12 protein-coding genes are annotated in these 16,635 nt (G+C 49.2%); 4 read left to right on the top strand and 8 right to left on the bottom strand.

Annotated features, from left to right (window positions below):
- Positions 1-25 precede the first annotated feature (25 nt).
- The 4 genes from ACTJJS_RS13385 to ACTJJS_RS13400 form a co-directional block, all read right to left on the bottom strand.
- Positions 26-1,456, bottom strand: a complete 1,431-nt coding sequence (locus ACTJJS_RS13385; RefSeq protein ID WP_440664084.1) for a glycoside hydrolase family 125 protein — start codon at positions 1,454-1,456, stop codon at positions 26-28.
- A 64-nt stretch (positions 1,457-1,520) separates the two neighbouring features.
- On the bottom strand, positions 1,521-3,950 hold the full coding sequence (locus tag ACTJJS_RS13390; protein WP_440664085.1) for a beta-propeller fold lactonase family protein: 2,430 nt from the start codon (positions 3,948-3,950) through the stop codon (positions 1,521-1,523).
- Between the two features lie 279 nt (positions 3,951-4,229).
- A complete protein-coding gene (locus ACTJJS_RS13395; protein ID WP_168871169.1) occupies positions 4,230-7,628 on the bottom strand; it encodes a methylmalonyl-CoA mutase family protein in 3,399 nt (1,132 codons plus the stop codon).
- Positions 7,629-8,306: 678 nt separating this feature from the next.
- Positions 8,307-9,026: an NUDIX hydrolase gene (locus ACTJJS_RS13400; RefSeq protein ID WP_168871168.1), complete on the bottom strand. Its 720-nt coding sequence runs from the start codon at positions 9,024-9,026 to the stop codon at positions 8,307-8,309.
- 165 nt (positions 9,027-9,191) lie between these two features.
- Between ACTJJS_RS13400 and ligA the strand changes: the two genes are divergently transcribed.
- The 3 genes from ligA to ACTJJS_RS13415 are packed head-to-tail and all read left to right on the top strand — an operon-like array spanning position 9,192 to position 12,455.
- Complete coding sequence (gene ligA, locus ACTJJS_RS13405; RefSeq protein ID WP_440664087.1) at positions 9,192-11,297, top strand: NAD-dependent DNA ligase LigA; 2,106 nt, start codon at positions 9,192-9,194, stop codon at positions 11,295-11,297.
- Positions 11,298-11,301: 4 nt separating this feature from the next.
- The gene (locus tag ACTJJS_RS13410) at positions 11,302-11,742 is read left to right on the top strand and encodes a nucleoside deaminase (RefSeq protein ID WP_440664088.1); all 441 of its coding nucleotides are present in this window, start codon (positions 11,302-11,304) and stop codon (positions 11,740-11,742) included.
- Positions 11,743-11,783: 41 nt separating this feature from the next.
- Complete coding sequence (locus tag ACTJJS_RS13415; RefSeq protein WP_440664089.1) at positions 11,784-12,455, top strand: acetyltransferase; 672 nt, start codon at positions 11,784-11,786, stop codon at positions 12,453-12,455.
- A gap of 121 nt (positions 12,456-12,576) precedes the next feature.
- Here ACTJJS_RS13415 and ACTJJS_RS13420 read toward each other — a convergent pair whose 3' ends face one another.
- The 3 genes from ACTJJS_RS13420 to ACTJJS_RS13430 form a co-directional block, all read right to left on the bottom strand.
- A complete protein-coding gene (locus ACTJJS_RS13420; RefSeq protein WP_168871164.1) occupies positions 12,577-13,509 on the bottom strand; it encodes an SPFH domain-containing protein in 933 nt (310 codons plus the stop codon).
- 195 nt (positions 13,510-13,704) lie between these two features.
- A complete protein-coding gene (locus ACTJJS_RS13425; RefSeq protein WP_168871163.1) occupies positions 13,705-13,914 on the bottom strand; it encodes a hypothetical protein in 210 nt (69 codons plus the stop codon).
- Positions 13,915-14,212: 298 nt separating this feature from the next.
- Positions 14,213-14,917 carry a LuxR C-terminal-related transcriptional regulator gene (locus ACTJJS_RS13430; protein ID WP_168871162.1) on the bottom strand — a complete coding sequence of 235 codons (705 nt, stop codon included), beginning with the start codon at positions 14,915-14,917 and terminating at the stop codon, positions 14,213-14,215.
- Positions 14,918-15,155: 238 nt separating this feature from the next.
- Here ACTJJS_RS13430 and ACTJJS_RS13435 point away from each other — a divergent pair, with 238 nt between their 5' ends.
- A complete protein-coding gene (locus ACTJJS_RS13435) occupies positions 15,156-15,761 on the top strand; it encodes a superoxide dismutase (protein WP_440664091.1) in 606 nt (201 codons plus the stop codon).
- Between the two features lie 76 nt (positions 15,762-15,837).
- Here the strand turns inward: ACTJJS_RS13435 and ACTJJS_RS13440 are convergent, their stop codons facing one another.
- Positions 15,838-16,632, bottom strand: coding sequence for a 3-keto-disaccharide hydrolase (locus tag ACTJJS_RS13440; RefSeq protein ID WP_440664092.1), 795 nt, complete (start codon positions 16,630-16,632; stop codon positions 15,838-15,840).
- Between the last annotated feature and the right edge of the window lie 3 nt (positions 16,633-16,635).

Consider the following 16,635-nt stretch of genomic DNA (forward strand, 5'->3'; position numbering starts at 1 on the left):
AAAAAATAATAAAATAAAAAAATGATCAGGCGTACTGTCTTTTCAGCAGGTCCGGATACTCCTGGCTCACCTTCAGGATAAGTTCACCAAACAGTGTACAGGCCCAGGCAAACCACTTACGGGTAAATTTCGTAGGGTCGTCCTTGTGATAAGACTCATGTATGAAACCGGTGTTACCGTCGGTATTACGAAGTGTTTTGATACACTCGGCAATTTCCTCCTTGCTCTGGCTGGTCAAAGCTCTCATGATGATGCTCATAGGCCAGATATAGTTTTCGCCGGTGTGCGGACTGCCCACGCCATCACCATATTTGCCCTTATAGAACCACGGATGGAAACCGCTCCATACAAAATGGCGGGAAGCCTGGTACAGCGGATCATCGGCAGTGGTATAACCGAGGTATGGTATAGACAACAGGCTGGGAACGTTGGTATCGTCAATGAATAAACGATTACCGAAGCCGTCTACCTCAAATCCGTACATATTGCCCAGTTTCGGATGCTCTACGATCGCATAGGCTTTGATGGCGCGGTCCACTTCATCGGCCAGGTCAGCGCACTCTTTTGCGAAAGCAGCGTCTTTATAGATCTCCGTGCTGATTTCCGACAGCTGCCGCAGGGACACCACCGCAAACATGTTGGACGGGATCAGGAAAGGGAATACGGTAGCATCGTCCGAAGGACGGAAAATAGAAACAATCAGGCCTACCGGCAACATCGGCGAGCCGTAACCGGAATTGGGAACGGTGTCCGACTGCCAGGCAGTCACACGCTGAAACTTATAAGGCCCTTTACCTTCCTTACGCTGCTGCTCCTTGAAGGTTTTCACGATCAGCTGGGCAGACTGCTTGTATTTGGCATCAAACACACTGGTATCACCACCATGCTTCCAGTAGTGGTAAGCCAGTCGCACCGGGTAGCAGAGCGAGTCTATCTCCCATTTGCGTTCATGCAGTTCCGGCTTCATGTCTGTCAGGTCTTTTTCCCATTCGCTGCCAGTAGGACCATCATTGAAAGCGTTGGCGTACGGGTCTATCAGGATACATTTTGCCTGACGGTTAATGACACCGGCCACCATCTGCTCCAGCTTCTTGTCTTCCTTAATGAGCGGAATATAAGGCCATACCTGTGCGGAAGAGTCGCGCAGCCACATGGCGTTGATATCACCGGTGATCACGAACGTATCAGGGCGGCCTTCCAGCGTTTTGAAATTAACAGTCGTATCAAGGGTATTTGGGAAACAGTTCTCAAACATCCAGGCCAGTTTGTTGTCGGCAATCTGTTTTTTAACGTTGATGATTGTTTTTTCCACCGCGTCGCTGGTGAACTTACGTTTCGCCAGTGGCGGACGTTGGGACGAATAACCATCCCAGCCCAAAACGGTTTTGGGCATTCCCAGTCCAACAGCACCTGCCAGCAGCGCGCTGTTCCTGATAAAATCTCTCCTTGCTACCATACTGTTTATTACGTTTAAGTAGGGCTAAAATAGAAAAGTTTCCCGGATTTGCTTAAACGATTTATCAATCGTCATCATCTTCCTTTTCCTGCAGCTTCACAAAGGCACTCCGACGCGGGGCCGGCATCACCGCATTTTCGCCACGGACGGCCTTCCACACCACTTCGTTCAGTTCCAGGTCAGGCACCCTGTCTTCATGCGCCAGGTCAAAAGCAGCGGAGCGGCGGGCGCTCTCGTTCCAGGCGGTATTCCGTTCACGGATGTCCACATTGGCTTCCAGTGCCACATAAGGCGTCAGGTCAGGCGTAGCGGTAAACAGTTCCCACATGGGCGTAGCGGCGGCGTCATACTGGCTCATCGGCGGCAGGCCGAGAATCAGCTCCATGGTACGCAGCATGCCGGAAGTAGAATACATATTATGGTTCACCGTATTCCGTTTTACATAGGGACTGATAACATACGCGGTGGAACGGTGCGCATCGATATGGTCAGGACCATTCTGGGCGTCGTCTTCCAGGATAAAAATGGCGCTCTCTTTCCAGATACGGCTATGGGAAATATATTCGATCAGCTTGCCTACCGCCAGATCGTTGTCTGCCACGGAAGCATAGGGAGAATAAGCGCCTTTACGCATACCGCTGGTATGGTCGTTGCCCAGGCGGACAGTATTAAAACGAGGCACCGCATCAGCAGCGAGCAGAGAATCAAAATCACGCTGCCAGATCTGCTGACGGTCCACATCGAGAACGCTCAGGTCAAAAGGCGGATAATCCTTGCAGTAGTGGCCTTCCAGCGTTTTCAGCGTAGCAGAACCTTTGCCGGTAAACTCCCCGTAGCTGCGGAAGCTCACGCCGGCACGGGCACAGTAATCCCAAATGAACCCTTTTTTCGGATAGGCGATTTTACGGCTGCCTTCATAATCATACGTGCCGCCTCTGCCACCGTAACTGGTAGGCCAGGTCTTTTCCGTATAGTCGGTAGCGTAGGCAGCGGTGCTCCAGTTGTGGCCATCGGCGCTTACTTCTGCATCTACGTAAAAATTGTCCAGCAGCACATAATCCTTTACCAGCCTATGCTGATTGGGCGTGATACGCTCGGGGAAAATACAAAGGCTGCTGTCACCATTACCACCTTTGATATCGCCCAGCACCTGGTCGTAGGTACGGTTTTCCTTGATGACATAAAACACGTATTTGATCGGAGACGTTTGTCCGGCTTCCTGTGGAATGGGGTTTCCTTTTTCACCGGGAGCACGCAGCTCTTTGTTTTTCGTATAGGGGGTGTTGTCATACACCAGCTTCGACCACTGGCCCAGCACCTTCTCTTCCGGTTCGCGGAAAATAGACAGCGTGCCTTTGAACAGGCCCGCGATATATTGTACCGGCCGGTCTTTGCGGGTATTGGCCTGGTGCGATCCGCTGGCATCCTTACGGCTGATAGGATTAGGGCCCTCTGGGTTGGCCATGGAAGTGAAACCTTTACCGTTTGCCACCAGTACCTTCTTGCCGGTAACACGCACACAGGTGGGATACCAGCCCACAGGGATAAACCCTTCCGCATGGCTTTTGCCTGGTGTGGCCACATCAAATACCGCCAGGCAGTTATTGTCTGCATTGGCGATGTACAGGGTTTTATTGTCTTCAGACAGCGCCAGCCCATTGGTAGTAGAACCTGCCGGCGCATCGGGATACAGCGCGGCGTGCAGGCTCTCGATCACCTTACCATCTGCAGTGGTAACAACAGATACGGAGTTATCATTGGCATTGGCCACATACAGGTATTTACCGTTCTTCGATAAAATAATTTCATTAGGATGACTACCTGTTTTAATCTCGTTTACTATTTTATCGGACGTAACATCATACACTGCGATAGCGTCGCCTCCCCACAGAGAGATATACAGCGTTTTATTGTCTTTAGACAACAGGCAGGTAAAAGCCTCTGCTGACAATGGAATGCGCTTGATCACTTTTTTCGTTGCCAGGTCCAGCAGGTAAAGACTGTTGTCCTCTTTGGTCACTACGTATAACCTGTTACGTGAGTTATCCATTGCCATGCCGGTAGGACAGATTTTCTCCTTGGGCCAGGACAGGCCAAGGCGGATACTGTCGGTAGCGACCAGCTTGTTCTCCCGCAGCTGGTATTCCCTGATCACGTTGTCATTGGCGCCGGAAGCGTAAAGCGTTTTCTCATCCCTGCTGAAGGCCAGCCCATACCATGATTTGGGGATGGCCACCTCGTCCAGCAGTGTTTCCCGCCGGGCATCTATCAGTTGCAAGGTGTGTTTGCTCTGGCCATTGTTGTTTACGGCGAGGTATTTTCCCGAAGCGGAAAGCACCATATTCAGGGGCAGGTCTCCCAGTGGAAGGGAGTGTCCTACCGGCGTCAGGGACCATCCGTTTGGCAATAGTACCCGTTTGGCCACGGTGTCAGGCGTTTGTGCTGTGGCCTGTAATGAGGCCAGTAACAGCACACTGAAAAGCATCTTTTTCATATGCATGTCGATAATCGCAGATAATAAATCAATAAGACTGATAAAAATAGAACAGGCGTCCAGAGCGACACAATAGCCATACGATTGATAATACTAATATAACATTTCCCGGGGCTAAAGCCCAGGACTAATATGTTGTTCCTGGTTCGTAAAATGAAAGTTTTTTAGCACCGGGAGACTATCCTTAACATATCCCAAAAACAATGGGCCGGCCCAAAAGGCCAGCCCATATAATAAATCAGTGATTATCTTCTTTTTATCTCATCATGTCCATCACAGTTACATGTTGCGGCGGTACTGCCCTCCTACTTCATACAACGCATGGGTAATTTGTCCGAGGGAACAGTGTTTTACTGTTTCCATCAGTTCCGCAAAGAGGTTTCCGTTATTGATGGCCACCTGCTGCAGCTGTTTGAGCGCAGCGGCGTTTTTATGTTGGTGGCGGTGCTGGAAGGCTTCCAGCGTTTTAATCTGGAAATCTTTTTCCTCTGTGGTGGAGCGGATCACCTCTGCCGGGATAATGGTGGGTGAACCGTTTTTATTCAGGAACGTATTTACGCCTACGATAGGATATTCACCGGTATGTTTCAGTGATTCATAGTAGAGGCTTTCTTCCTGGATTTTATTACGCTGGTACATTCTTTCCATTGCGCCGAGGACGCCCCCGCGTTCGGTGATACGTTCAAATTCCGCCAGCACGGCCTCTTCCACGAGGTCGGTCAGTTCTTCGATAAAGAAAGAGCCCTGTACCGGATTTTCGTTTTTAGCGGTGCCCAGTTCGCGGTTGATGATCAGCTGTATGGCCATGGCCCTTCTCACGCTTTCTTCCGTAGGCGTGGTGATAGCTTCGTCATAGGCGTTGGTATGGAGGGAGTTGCAGTTATCGTATATGGCGTACAGTGCCTGCAGCGTGGTGCGGATATCGTTGAAGTCGATCTCCTGTGCGTGGAGGCTTCTGCCGGAAGTCTGAATATGGTATTTCAGCTTCTGGGAACGATCGTTGCCCTTGTATTTGTATTTGATGGCTTTAGCCCAGATACGGCGTGCCACGCGGCCTATGACGGCATATTCAGGGTCCATGCCGTTGCTGAAAAAGAACGACAGGTTAGGCGCAAAATCGTCGATATGCATGCCGCGGCTCAGGTAGTATTCCACATAGGTAAAACCGTTGGCCAGCGTGAAGGCCAGCTGCGTGATCGGATTGGCGCCGGCTTCTGCGATGTGATACCCTGAAATGCTGACAGAGTAGAAGTTGCGGACTTTCTGTGTGATAAAATATTCCTGTACGTCGCCCATGAGTTTGAGGGCAAACTCGGTGGAGAAGATACAGGTGTTTTGGGCCTGGTCTTCTTTCAGGATATCTGCCTGTACGGTACCACGGACGGTGCTGAGAGCATGTGCACGGATTTTCTGGTACACTTCGGCCGGCAGCACCTCTTCGCCGGAGATGCCTAGCAGAGACAGGCCCAGACCGTCGTTTCCGGCAGGCAGGTCGCCGTTATAATGCGGCAGCGGATGGTCTTTGAATTTCTCCCGGATAGTAGCCTGTACCTGTTCGGTCAGTCCATTTTCCCGGATATATTTTTCACACTGCTGATCGATGGCAGCATTCATGAAGAAGGCCAGCAGGATGGGTGCCGGACCGTTGATGGTCATAGACACCGATGTTTTCGGATCGCAGAGATCGAAGCCGCTGTACAGCTTTTTAGCATCATCTACTGTAGCGATGCTTACGCCGGAGTTACCGATTTTTCCGTAGATGTCCGGACGCACGGCAGGGTCCTCTCCATAGAGCGTTACGCTGTCGAATGCGGTGGACAGGCGTTTGGCCGGCTGATCGAGTGATACATAGTGGAAGCGTTTGTTTGTCCTTTCCGGACCGCCTTCACCGGCAAACATACGGGTAGGGTCTTCGCCTTCGCGTTTGAGCGGGAACACGCCGGCGGCATATGGGAATTCTCCCGGCAGGTTTTCAGTGAGCTGCCAACGCAGGATATCTCCCCAGTCGTTGTACTTAGGCAGACTTACCTTCGGAATGCGGCTATGGCTGAGGCTTTCGGTGAACAGTGGTAGTTTAATCACCTTGTCCCTTACCTGGAATTCGTAGTTGTCTGCCGCATATTTTTTCAGCAGCGCCGGCCATTCGTCCACCAGTTTTTTGCATTCCGGATGGAGCGCTTCGGACAGCTTCGTCTGGATATCGGCCAGCAACGGGGCTTTGGCAGCATCGATGGCGATTACGCCGGCAATCTGGTACAGCTGTGTGGCGATTTTACATTGTTCATCCACCCATTTGCTGTAGTCGGCGATAGCTTCGCCGATTTCCGCCAGGTAACGTACCCTGGCAGGCGGAATGATCTGTGATTTGGTAGTGGTGGATTTCAGGCTTTCATGCGCCATCGGGCCGAAGGGGGCGCCGGTTTTCTCCACTACCTTTTCCATCACCCTTTCGAAAAGCAGGTTAATGCCTGCATCGTTGAACTGGGAAGCGATAGAGCCTACCACCGGCAGCTCTTCATCTTTGGCCGTCCACAGGGTGTGGTTGCGTTTATATTGTTTGCGCACATCGTGCAGGGCATCGAGGGCGCCGGCTTTGTCGAACTTGTTGATGGCGATCACATCTGCATAATCCAGCATGTTGATTTTTTCCAGCTGTGAAGCCGCACCATATTCCGGTGTCATCACATAGAGGGACACGTCGCAGTAGTCGGTGATAGCAGTATCGCTTTGACCGATACCGGATGTTTCGAGGATGATAAAATCGAAGCCTGCCAGTTTGCAGATATCGATGGCTTCCTGGATATGTTCGCTGATGGCTTTGTCGCTCTCGCGGGTGGCGAGGGAACGCATATAGGCCCGCGGGTGGTGGATGGCGTTCATCCTGATACGGTCGCCCAACAGGGCGCCGCCGGTCTTTTTCTTGGATGGGTCTACCGAGATAACGGCCACCGTCTTATCTGAAAAATGGGTCAGGTAGCGGCGTACCAGTTCGTCTGTCACGCTGCTTTTACCCGCACCACCGGTGCCGGTGATGCCCAGTACCGGAGAGGTTTTGTCTGCCGGCGTGCTGGTGATATGTGTCCCTTCTTCGGCATCTACGGTCACGGCTCTCCGGGCTTTGGCGCCGCTCAGCAGTGCCACCGGCATGTCGTTTTCCGCGAGGCTGATAGCGCGGGCAATGATTTTCGGGTTTTTACTTTTTTTCAGCTGGGGGATGTCTTCCACGTTGCCGCCGCTGGTCAGTGGGGTAACAGCAATATCGCATTGGCTGATGAGATCTTCAATCATGCCTTCGAGGCCCATCTGGCGGCCATCATCAGGGGAATACAGGCGGGCTATGCCATAGGCGTGCAGTTCCTCTATTTCAGCAGGCAGGATGGTGCCGCCACCGCCACCGAAGATTTTAATGTGTCCGCAGCCTTTCTCCTGCAGCAGGTCATACATGTATTTAAAAAATTCCACGTGCCCGCCCTGGTAGGAGGTTACGGCTATTCCCTGTGCGTCTTCCTGTACCGCACAGTCTACTATTTCCGCAGCGGAGCGGTTATGTCCCAGATGGATCACTTCGGCGCCCTTGGCCTGCATGATACGCCGCATGATGTTGATAGCGGCGTCATGCCCGTCGAACAGTGCTGCTGCGGTTACAATGCGGACCTTATGTTGTGGTGTATATGACATATGAGATTCTTTTTCACACAAAGGAGCTGTCCTTTGCCGGATTACCAATCTTTGCGAGCTATGCAAGTTACGGAAAAACTGCCTGAAATACAGGAGTAACAGGGGTTTAGAAGAGATCAAACGGAAAAAGATTCCTGTTGCAAATTATTTAAGCATATCCGGAATGGGTTAGTTTTTCCCTAAAACAACTTTCCCCTGTACAAACCACTGTACAAGGGAAAGCGTAGAAAATAAGACACTTACAAAAGTGCTCAGCGGCCTTCTTGTTTCATAACGTGGAACTATAAAATCAAACTATTGATAAAATACTTTATTGATTTCTTTCTGGCATACTTGATAAATGGAAAATATCTAACTCCGACTTAATGGCAAAAACGTACAAATACGATTTAAATTCTGGTTTTCATCCCACCCTTATTTTCAAGGTGTGTATATTTTACACAATCTTACTTAAATTTTTGTTAAAAACAAACTTTTTTTCTCTTTTTATGGAGAAATAAGTTCAAACCTCCGCGCCACGGGGCATAACGCGCTTAATCCTTCATGGCAAAGGATTTCATCGACATATATATTAACAGGAATCTGGGTGGATATCCACCGGAGGGCTAAAAAAATATCATGTCAAAATAATGACCGGTATCATGTGTTCACTGACTGTCTGCTGGCTACACCGGGAGCTCAAAAACCAATACCCAGGTAGCGTTTTTTACGCTGGTCATATTTATCAAAGTTGAACTTGTATAGTTTGGCAGGACGGTGCGGCACATCCTCTTCTTCCTCATTGAGGTCCATCAGCAGGTCCATAGACAGGAACTTCTTCCGGAAATTACGACGGTCCAGCTCTACGTCCAGGATAGCTTCATAGAGGTTCTGCAGCTCACGCAGCGAGAACTTTTTGGGCAGCAGGTTAAAACCGACAGGCTGCACCATCACCTGCTGTTTCAGGCGCTCATGGCACGTGTCCAGTATCTGCTTATGGTCAAACGCCATGTTTTGCAGGTCTTTTACCGAATGCCAGTGCAGGTCGTTATTATGTTTTTTCAATTCCACATGTTCGATGTTCACCAGCGAATAATACGCTACTGTGATCACGCGGCCTGCAGGGTGACGATTGATCGCGCCAAATGTCTGCACCTGCTCCATATACAAATCATCCAGCCCTGTACGTGCTTTCAGTACCCGGTAGGCAGCTTCGTCCAGCTCTTCGTCCGGCCGCACCACATCTCCCAGCAATGACCATTTCCCTTTATATTCCTTCAGGTCAGACTCTATCAGCAGCACTTTCAGCTCATTTCCGTTAAACCCGAAAATGACGCAATCTACCGATATGGCAACCTTGAAATAACTCTTAATCTCAACAAGGTGAGTATTGATGTTTTTGGTGTACATAGACATCATAAAAATGCGTGGAATTACTGTTATCGTCTTAAACCTTGTGATAAGGCAATCATAATTCAAATGAAAGAAAAAAACGGGACATTAAAAGCAAAAAGACCGAATTTTTTGCTTTGTTTTAGCGAAGCGGAAAGATAAGTTTATTTTTACAGCTCAGTATCAAGCATTATGTACACAAAGGAAATAGAAATAACCCTGGCACAGCTGGCCAAAGACCTGCTGAAGCACCAACAGCAACAAACATTGCTCCATTCCATTGACGAAACCCTGGAGGCATTACGCCGGGTCATTACCTACAATGACTGGCGTTATTATGTACAGAGTGATCCCATACTCAGCGACTATGAGTACGACCAGCTCTTTGCCTGGCTGAAAAAACTGGAAACAGCACATCCTGATCTGATCAGTCCCGACTCCCCCACCCAGCGTGTGGCCAAAGGCCTTACCAAAGAGTTTGTGACCGTACAGCACCTGGTGCCCATGCTTAGCCTGGAGAACTCCTACAATGCGGACGACCTCATTGACTGGGACCGCAAAGCCAGGGAGGCCGCAGGATTACAGGAAATAGAATACTGTATAGAACCTAAGTTCGACGGCGCCAGCATCTCCCTTATTTACGAGAACAACCGGTTGTCCAGAGGCGCCACCCGCGGCGATGGCATCGCTGGTGAAGACATCACCACCAACATCCGCCAGATCCGCTCCATCCCGCTGTCTGCCAGCTTTTCCAAATATGGTATCCATCAGATAGAAATACGGGGGGAAGTGCTGATCAATAAAAATACCTTCAAAGCGTTCAACGATAAACGTATCGCTGAAAACCTGCCCCCGCTGGCCAATCCACGTAACGCCGCCTCGGGCTCACTGCGCATGGTAGACCCTAACGAAGTGGCCAAACGTGGCCTGGAAGCGTTTCTCTATCACATGAGCTATCATACCATGGAAACCGGCCAACAGGAACCGGATGCCATCAAAACGCATAGCGGTACCCTGGACCTCCTGTCCACCCTCGGTTTCCGCAGCCCTGCCAAAGAGAAAAAAGTAGTGAAAGGCGTTCAGGCTGTCATCGATTACTGTCTTCAGTTTGAAGCAGAACGCGACAACCTGCCCTACGAAATCGACGGTATGGTGATCAAGGTAAATGACTATGCCCTGCAGGACAAACTGGGAATGACCACCCACCACCCCCGCTGGGCCATCGCCTATAAATTCAAAGCCCGTCAGGCTACCAGCCGCCTCCGCGCAGTGGAATTCCAGGTGGGCAGGACCGGCTCCATCACACCGGTGGCCAAGATAGACCCTGTTCATATCGGGGGCGTCACGGTGTCTTCCATCTCTCTTTTTAACGAAGATGTTATACGGGAGAAAGACCTGAAACTGGGCGATATGGTGCTGGTAGAAAGGGCCGGCGACGTAATCCCGTACATCGTTAAGTCCGTGGCCGACCTCCGCACAGGAGAAGAAAAGGATATCGTGTTCCCCACCCAATGCCCTGTTTGTAACGATCAACTCGTAAAACCGGAAGGGGAAAGCGTTTTGCGCTGCACCAATATCAACTGTGAAGCACAGGTAGTGGAACGGATGATCCACTTCGTGAGCAAAGATGCTATGGACATCAAAAGCTTCGGGGAAAGCAACGTCCGTAAGTTCTATGCCCAGGGCCTCATGAAAGATATTCCCGGCATCTATGAACTGGACTTCGAAAAGATTGGCGCCATGGAAGGCTTTGGCAAAAAATCGCTCAGCAACCTGCAAACAGCGATCGAACAATCCAAGTCGCAGCCCCTGCACCGCCTCATTTTCGGCCTCGGTATCCGCTACGTGGGCGAAACAACCGCCAAAACATTGGCCAACGCTGTCACCAACATCATGGACCTGCGCCACTGGACAGAAGAACAAATCCTGGCGCTGGAAGATATCGGCCCTAAAGTTGCGGGCTCCATCCGCGCGTTCTTCACCAATGATGACAACATTCATATGCTGGAGAAACTGGCATCGCTGGGCATCAACATGACCAATACCAAGAGTGAACGCCATACCGGCGGTAATCTCGCTGATCAAACCTTCCTCTTCACCGGTACGCTGCATAAGCTGAAACGCAGTGAGGCAGAAGAAATGGTAGAACAACAGGGCGGCAAAATCATGAGCGGCGTCAGCAGTAAGCTCAACTACCTGGTGGTAGGCGACGACGCCGGCAGCAAACTGGAGAAAGCAAAGAAAATCAACACCATCAGGATTATCACAGAAGATGAGTTCCTCGAGATGATTAAATAGGATTATGATTGACGATACTTACTATATGAAGCAGGCGCTGAAAGAAGCGCACAAGGCTTTTGAAGACGGAGAAGTGCCCATCGGCGCCGTAGTGGTGCTCAATAACCATGTGATTGGCCGCGGACATAACCAGGTAGAGCGGTTAAATGACTGTACCGCTCATGCGGAAATGATCGCGCTGACCGCCGCCTTTAACACGCTGGGCAGCAAGTACCTGATGGAAGCCACGCTCTATGTCACCGTAGAGCCGTGCCTGATGTGTGCCGGCGCCCTGTACTGGAGCAAGATCGGCCGCATCGTTTACGCAGCCGCGGACGATAAGAACAGCTACCGGCGCGCCACCGGCGAACGGTCGCCCTTCCATCCCAAAACAAAGCTGGAAGCAGGCCCCTGCAAAGAAGAAAGCCTGCAACTGATGAAAACCTTTTTTGAACAAAAACGCTAACCATATTTCTGAACCAGACGTTTATTGAGAGACCGGAATTTATGCAAAGAAAAAACATCGTTGTCATCGGCTCCTCCGGCCATGGCAGGGTCGTAGCAGATATCCTTTCATTGATGCCCGGTTACCGGGTAACAGGGTTTATTGATGCCTTCAGGGAAAAAGGGACCGTATGCTTTGATGACCTCACCGTTTTGGGAGGGGAACAAGACCTGCCCGAACTGATGGCCGCACATCAGATAACAGGCGGCATTGTCGGTATCGGTGACAACTGGGTGCGTAGCAAGGTAGTGGCCAAAATACAGGCCATCGTGCCTTCTTTCGAATTCATCAATGCCATTCATCCTTCCGCTGTAATATCCAATACAGCCAACATCGGCCATGGCAATATAATTGCCGCCAATGCTGTGATCAATACCAACACCGTTATCGGTAATCATTGTATTGTCAACACCGCTGCCTCCATAGACCACGATAGCCATATGGACAATTATGCCAGCGTAGCCCCACGGGTAGTGACCGGCGGCAATGTGACCATCGGCGCGTATACAGCTGTCAGCATTGGCGCGGTGGTAAAACATGGTATCAGCATTGGTGAACAGAGCATCGTTGGCGCCGGCGCCGTAGTGCTTAAACCGGTACCGCCTTTCAGTATCTGGTATGGGGTCCCTGCCCGTAACATGGGAGAACGCAAGGCGGGAGACAAATATCTCTGATTCAATTACAAATTACAAATTACGAATTACGAATTGAGGGCTGTCTATTGGCGTAGGTTACTAGTAACTTTTCCAATAAACAGCCCTCAATTCGTAATTCGTAATTCGTAATTTGTAATTATTATTTCTGGTTCTGGTTCTGCATCAGTTTATTCATTGCCATCATCTGTTTCATGGTTTGGTCCATGCCTTCAGACGAACCATCGAGGAAGATAACGTTGCCTTTGGAATTTTCCGCAAAGTTCTTGATGGCTTCTGTCCACATAGAGAAGAGGATCACAGAGGTATCGAGGTTGGCCTGCTGCATCTCTTTGGCAGCGGTGGTCATACCTTTGGCCACTTCCTCCCGGAACAGCGCCACGCCCATACCGCGCAGTTGTGCGGCCTGACGTTCTGCTTCCGCCGCAATTTTGATGGCGTTACCATCTGCCTCGGCAGCTTTGGTTTTAGTGATCAACAGTGCCTGGCCTTCGTTTTCAGCGGCAGCTTTCAGGTTGTTGGACGCTACCACCTGTGCCATGGACTTCATGATCACTTCATCAAATGTAATATCGTTCATCTGGAGGTCCAGCAGGTGGAAGCCCCATTCCTCCAGGGTTTTGTCTATCTGTTCCTTTACGTGTTCTGTAATGTCTTTACGCAGGCCCAGTACTTCCGCCTGCCTTTTGGTAGCCACAAATCCACGGATAGAACCTTCGATGGTGCGTACCAGCGCCTGCATGAAGCTTCTCTCGTCCATGAATTTAAAGGCCACGTTTTTCAGGGTTTCTTCTTCCTGGTTCCAAACGGAATACAACAGCATCGCTTTAAAATAAACGTTGGCCTGGTCTATAGTGATGGCCTGAAACTCCAGCTCCACTGATCTGTTCTGGATGGAAATTTTCTTAAAAACTTTTTCAATCAGGGGTATTTTCCAGTTCAGGCCAGGGAACAAAATCCGGTTATACTTACCGAAAATGGTGGTGATAGCCACATTGCCCTGCTGTACGGTCACAAAAGAAGATAAGATTACTATCAGTGCCAGAAATCCCAGGATCATCAGAAATACATTCATAATGCGTGTTTTTGGTTAGGGTAGGGTTTGATGGCCTAAATATAATCAATTAAAACACAATGTTCGGGAAGGGCAAGGGAATACCGGCAAGCTGAAAGCAGGTTAAATTTTGAGGGTGTTTGTTTGAAGACAAACAATGGATGAAAAACTGAGCTTAAAAAGACAATGAATGAAAATTATAAAAAGCTGCGTTAATCAGATCCGTTGTTTTCTTCTGAAGTATATGAACACATCATCCAGTTCAATTTGTTTCAGCTGGTAGGCCAGCCGTGTCCTCAGATCTTCCGTCTCGTCCTTGATCTTTCTGTACTGGTCCTTCAGATTTTCATAACGCTCCACGATCTCTTCTGCGGTGGCAGTTTGGTCCAGTTGTAAGATATAAAATGCTCTTTCCTCGGTTATCATAGTGATAGGGGGTATTTCAGCCAATAATCATGTCCGGATGTTTAAAAAACATACTTCTTTTTGATTCACTAAATTAGTGGAGATACAAAAGCAAGCAAATACCCAAGCTTGGGTATTTTTATGAAAATTTAGCAAAGTTTAGCAACAAAAAATTTGCACTTTTTGCACCGATAATGGTTGACAATCAATAATATACAATTTAATAATATATTTTTCATCCTTAATGGTAAATGCTGAGGGCCATGAAAAATCAATGCTAAAACAGAAAAAACTGATATTATTTTAACATCAGAGAATATTATTGAAAACCTATCTTCCGGGCAATCGCCACTAGTTCAGTGGTATTACGCACCTTCAGTTTCAGGCGGATATTTTTGCGATGGGTCTCTACGGTATAGCGGCTTAAGTTCAGAGAGTTGGCGATCTCTTTGTTATTAAGGCCCTGCACGGCCAGTCCCAGCACGTCTTTTTCGCGCGGGGTGAGCTTGTTCAGCAGGTTTTCATTCTGCCGGCGCAGTATCTCATTGAGTGCCACTGTCAGTTGGGCATTGGTATCAATGGCATTGGTAAGGTCCAGGAAAGCGCAGATGATTTCTTTCACCTTCCCATGGTTGTCCCACGTAAAAGGCACTTCCATCCCGAGGAGCCAGCGGTAGTCGGTGTCCCCTTTCTTACGGATACGGGCCACGCCGCCGAAATGGCTTTTATTGTCAATAAATGACTGCTGAGCTACGCTCGCCATCTTAAAATCGTCCGGATGCATGATATGCCGGAAAAAATCCATCCCCAAACCGGTCATCTCCGGAGGAGTATAGCCAAATGCCGCTGCCAGGTAATGATTGCACCACGTAATGGTTTTGTTATTGTTATCATAACAATAAAGCATGGCAGGAACACTGTTTACAATGTTCTCCAACCATTGATGACGATCTTTTAGCTGCTCATTTTCCTTTTGCAAGGCGGTGAGGGAAAGGTTTTGCCCTAAGTCCGAGCCTGTATGCATACTATACGTTTTAAACAAACAATAGGTAAACAACTGTCAGGCACATACGAAAAAACATGTCTGATGTTACGTCCTGTTAAACCGAGTCTATGTAAATATAAAATAATTTTCCATATGACACAGCATCGGACGGGGCCTAATTTAGTAATTGAAAATTGAAATTGATTTTTAACGGATTGGCAGTAAATTTGGCGACTATCAGTAAATAATATTTTCAAACCCAATAAAAACAAGAGTTATGGCATTTACACTCCCGAGCTTACCCTACGCTACCGACGCGTTAGAGCCGCATATTGATAAATTGACGATGGAAATTCACCACGGTAAGCACCATCAGGCATATGTTGACAATCTGAACAAAGCGATTGCCGGCACTGAGAATGAGAATAAATCCCTGGAAGAACTGGTGGCAAATGCTGGGAAAATCAGCCCTGCTGTAAGAAACAACGGCGGTGGCCACTGGAACCACAGCTTTTTCTGGACCAGCCTCGCTCCTAATGCAGGTGGCCAGCCTACTGGTAAACTGGCTGAAGCCATCAACAGCACTTTCGGCTCTTTTGACGCCTTCAAGGAGAAGTTCAACACCGCCGGCGCTACCCGCTTCGGTTCCGGCTGGGCATGGCTGCTGGTGAAAGACGGTAAACTGGAAGTTTCTTCCACACCTAACCAGGACAACCCGCTGATGGACGTTGCTGAAGTTAAAGGCACTCCTATCCTGGGTGTTGACGTATGGGAACACGCTTACTACCTGAAATATCAAAACCGCCGTCCGGAATACCTGAATGCTTTCTGGAACGTGGTTGACTGGAACGCTATCAGCAAAAGATACGAAGCTGCTATCTAATAAACGTTTTAGCGCTATAAACAACAAACCCCGCCATCATGTGGCGGGGTTTGTTGTTTATAGCAGGAACTACCTGTTACAGTTCTTTGATTTTAATGTTCTTGAACCAGATCTCGCTGCCATGGTCCTGTAACGCAATGTGGCCTTTTTGGGACATTCCGTAGCCCTTGGCATCTTTCCATTTGCCTTCTGCTTTGTGTTTCTTCCACTCGTCTGTCCAGAGGTCATATTCAGCTGTTTTCTGACCATTCAGCCAATGCTCCACATGTCCTTTGTTCACGATGATTTTGGTGGTATTCCATTGTCCGATAGGATTGGAAGCAGCCACCAGCGGAGGGTTCATAGCATAGTTGGCGCCGGTTTTCTGCCAGTCTTCCAGCTTCTCCGGGAAGTTGTTATCATCAATGATCTGATACTCCGGACCGCTCAGGTAGGGCGCATCAAACTCTTCTGTCACCATGTACAGGATACCGCTGTTGCCTTTAGGCGCCAGCTTCCAGTCGGCAGTCAGTTCAAAGTTTTCGTATTCTTTATTGGTGATCAGGTCGCCACGTTTATCACTTTTATCGGTAGTGCTGCCCAGGCAGTGCAACACGCCGTTTTCCACTATCCATGGTTCTGTGGGTTTGTTTTTGAAACCACGCCAGCCATCTTTGCTGGTGCCGTTGAACAACAGTTGCCAGCCGGCAGCCTTGTCAGCATCGCTGAGAGCAGTAATGGCCGTAGTGTCCACCGCTGTTGAAGAGGGAGTGGCAGTTATCACCGAGTCCTTTACGACTGTTGAATCTTTTGCTTCTTTGGTAGCGCCGCCGCCGCATGACATCACAGTCACGGCCATTACGGACAGGGCAGGTACTAAAAACTTCTTCATATG

The sequence above is a fragment of the Chitinophaga sp. 22308 genome (assembly GCF_052045305.1).
Lineage (GTDB): Bacteria > Bacteroidota > Bacteroidia > Chitinophagales > Chitinophagaceae > Chitinophaga > Chitinophaga varians_A.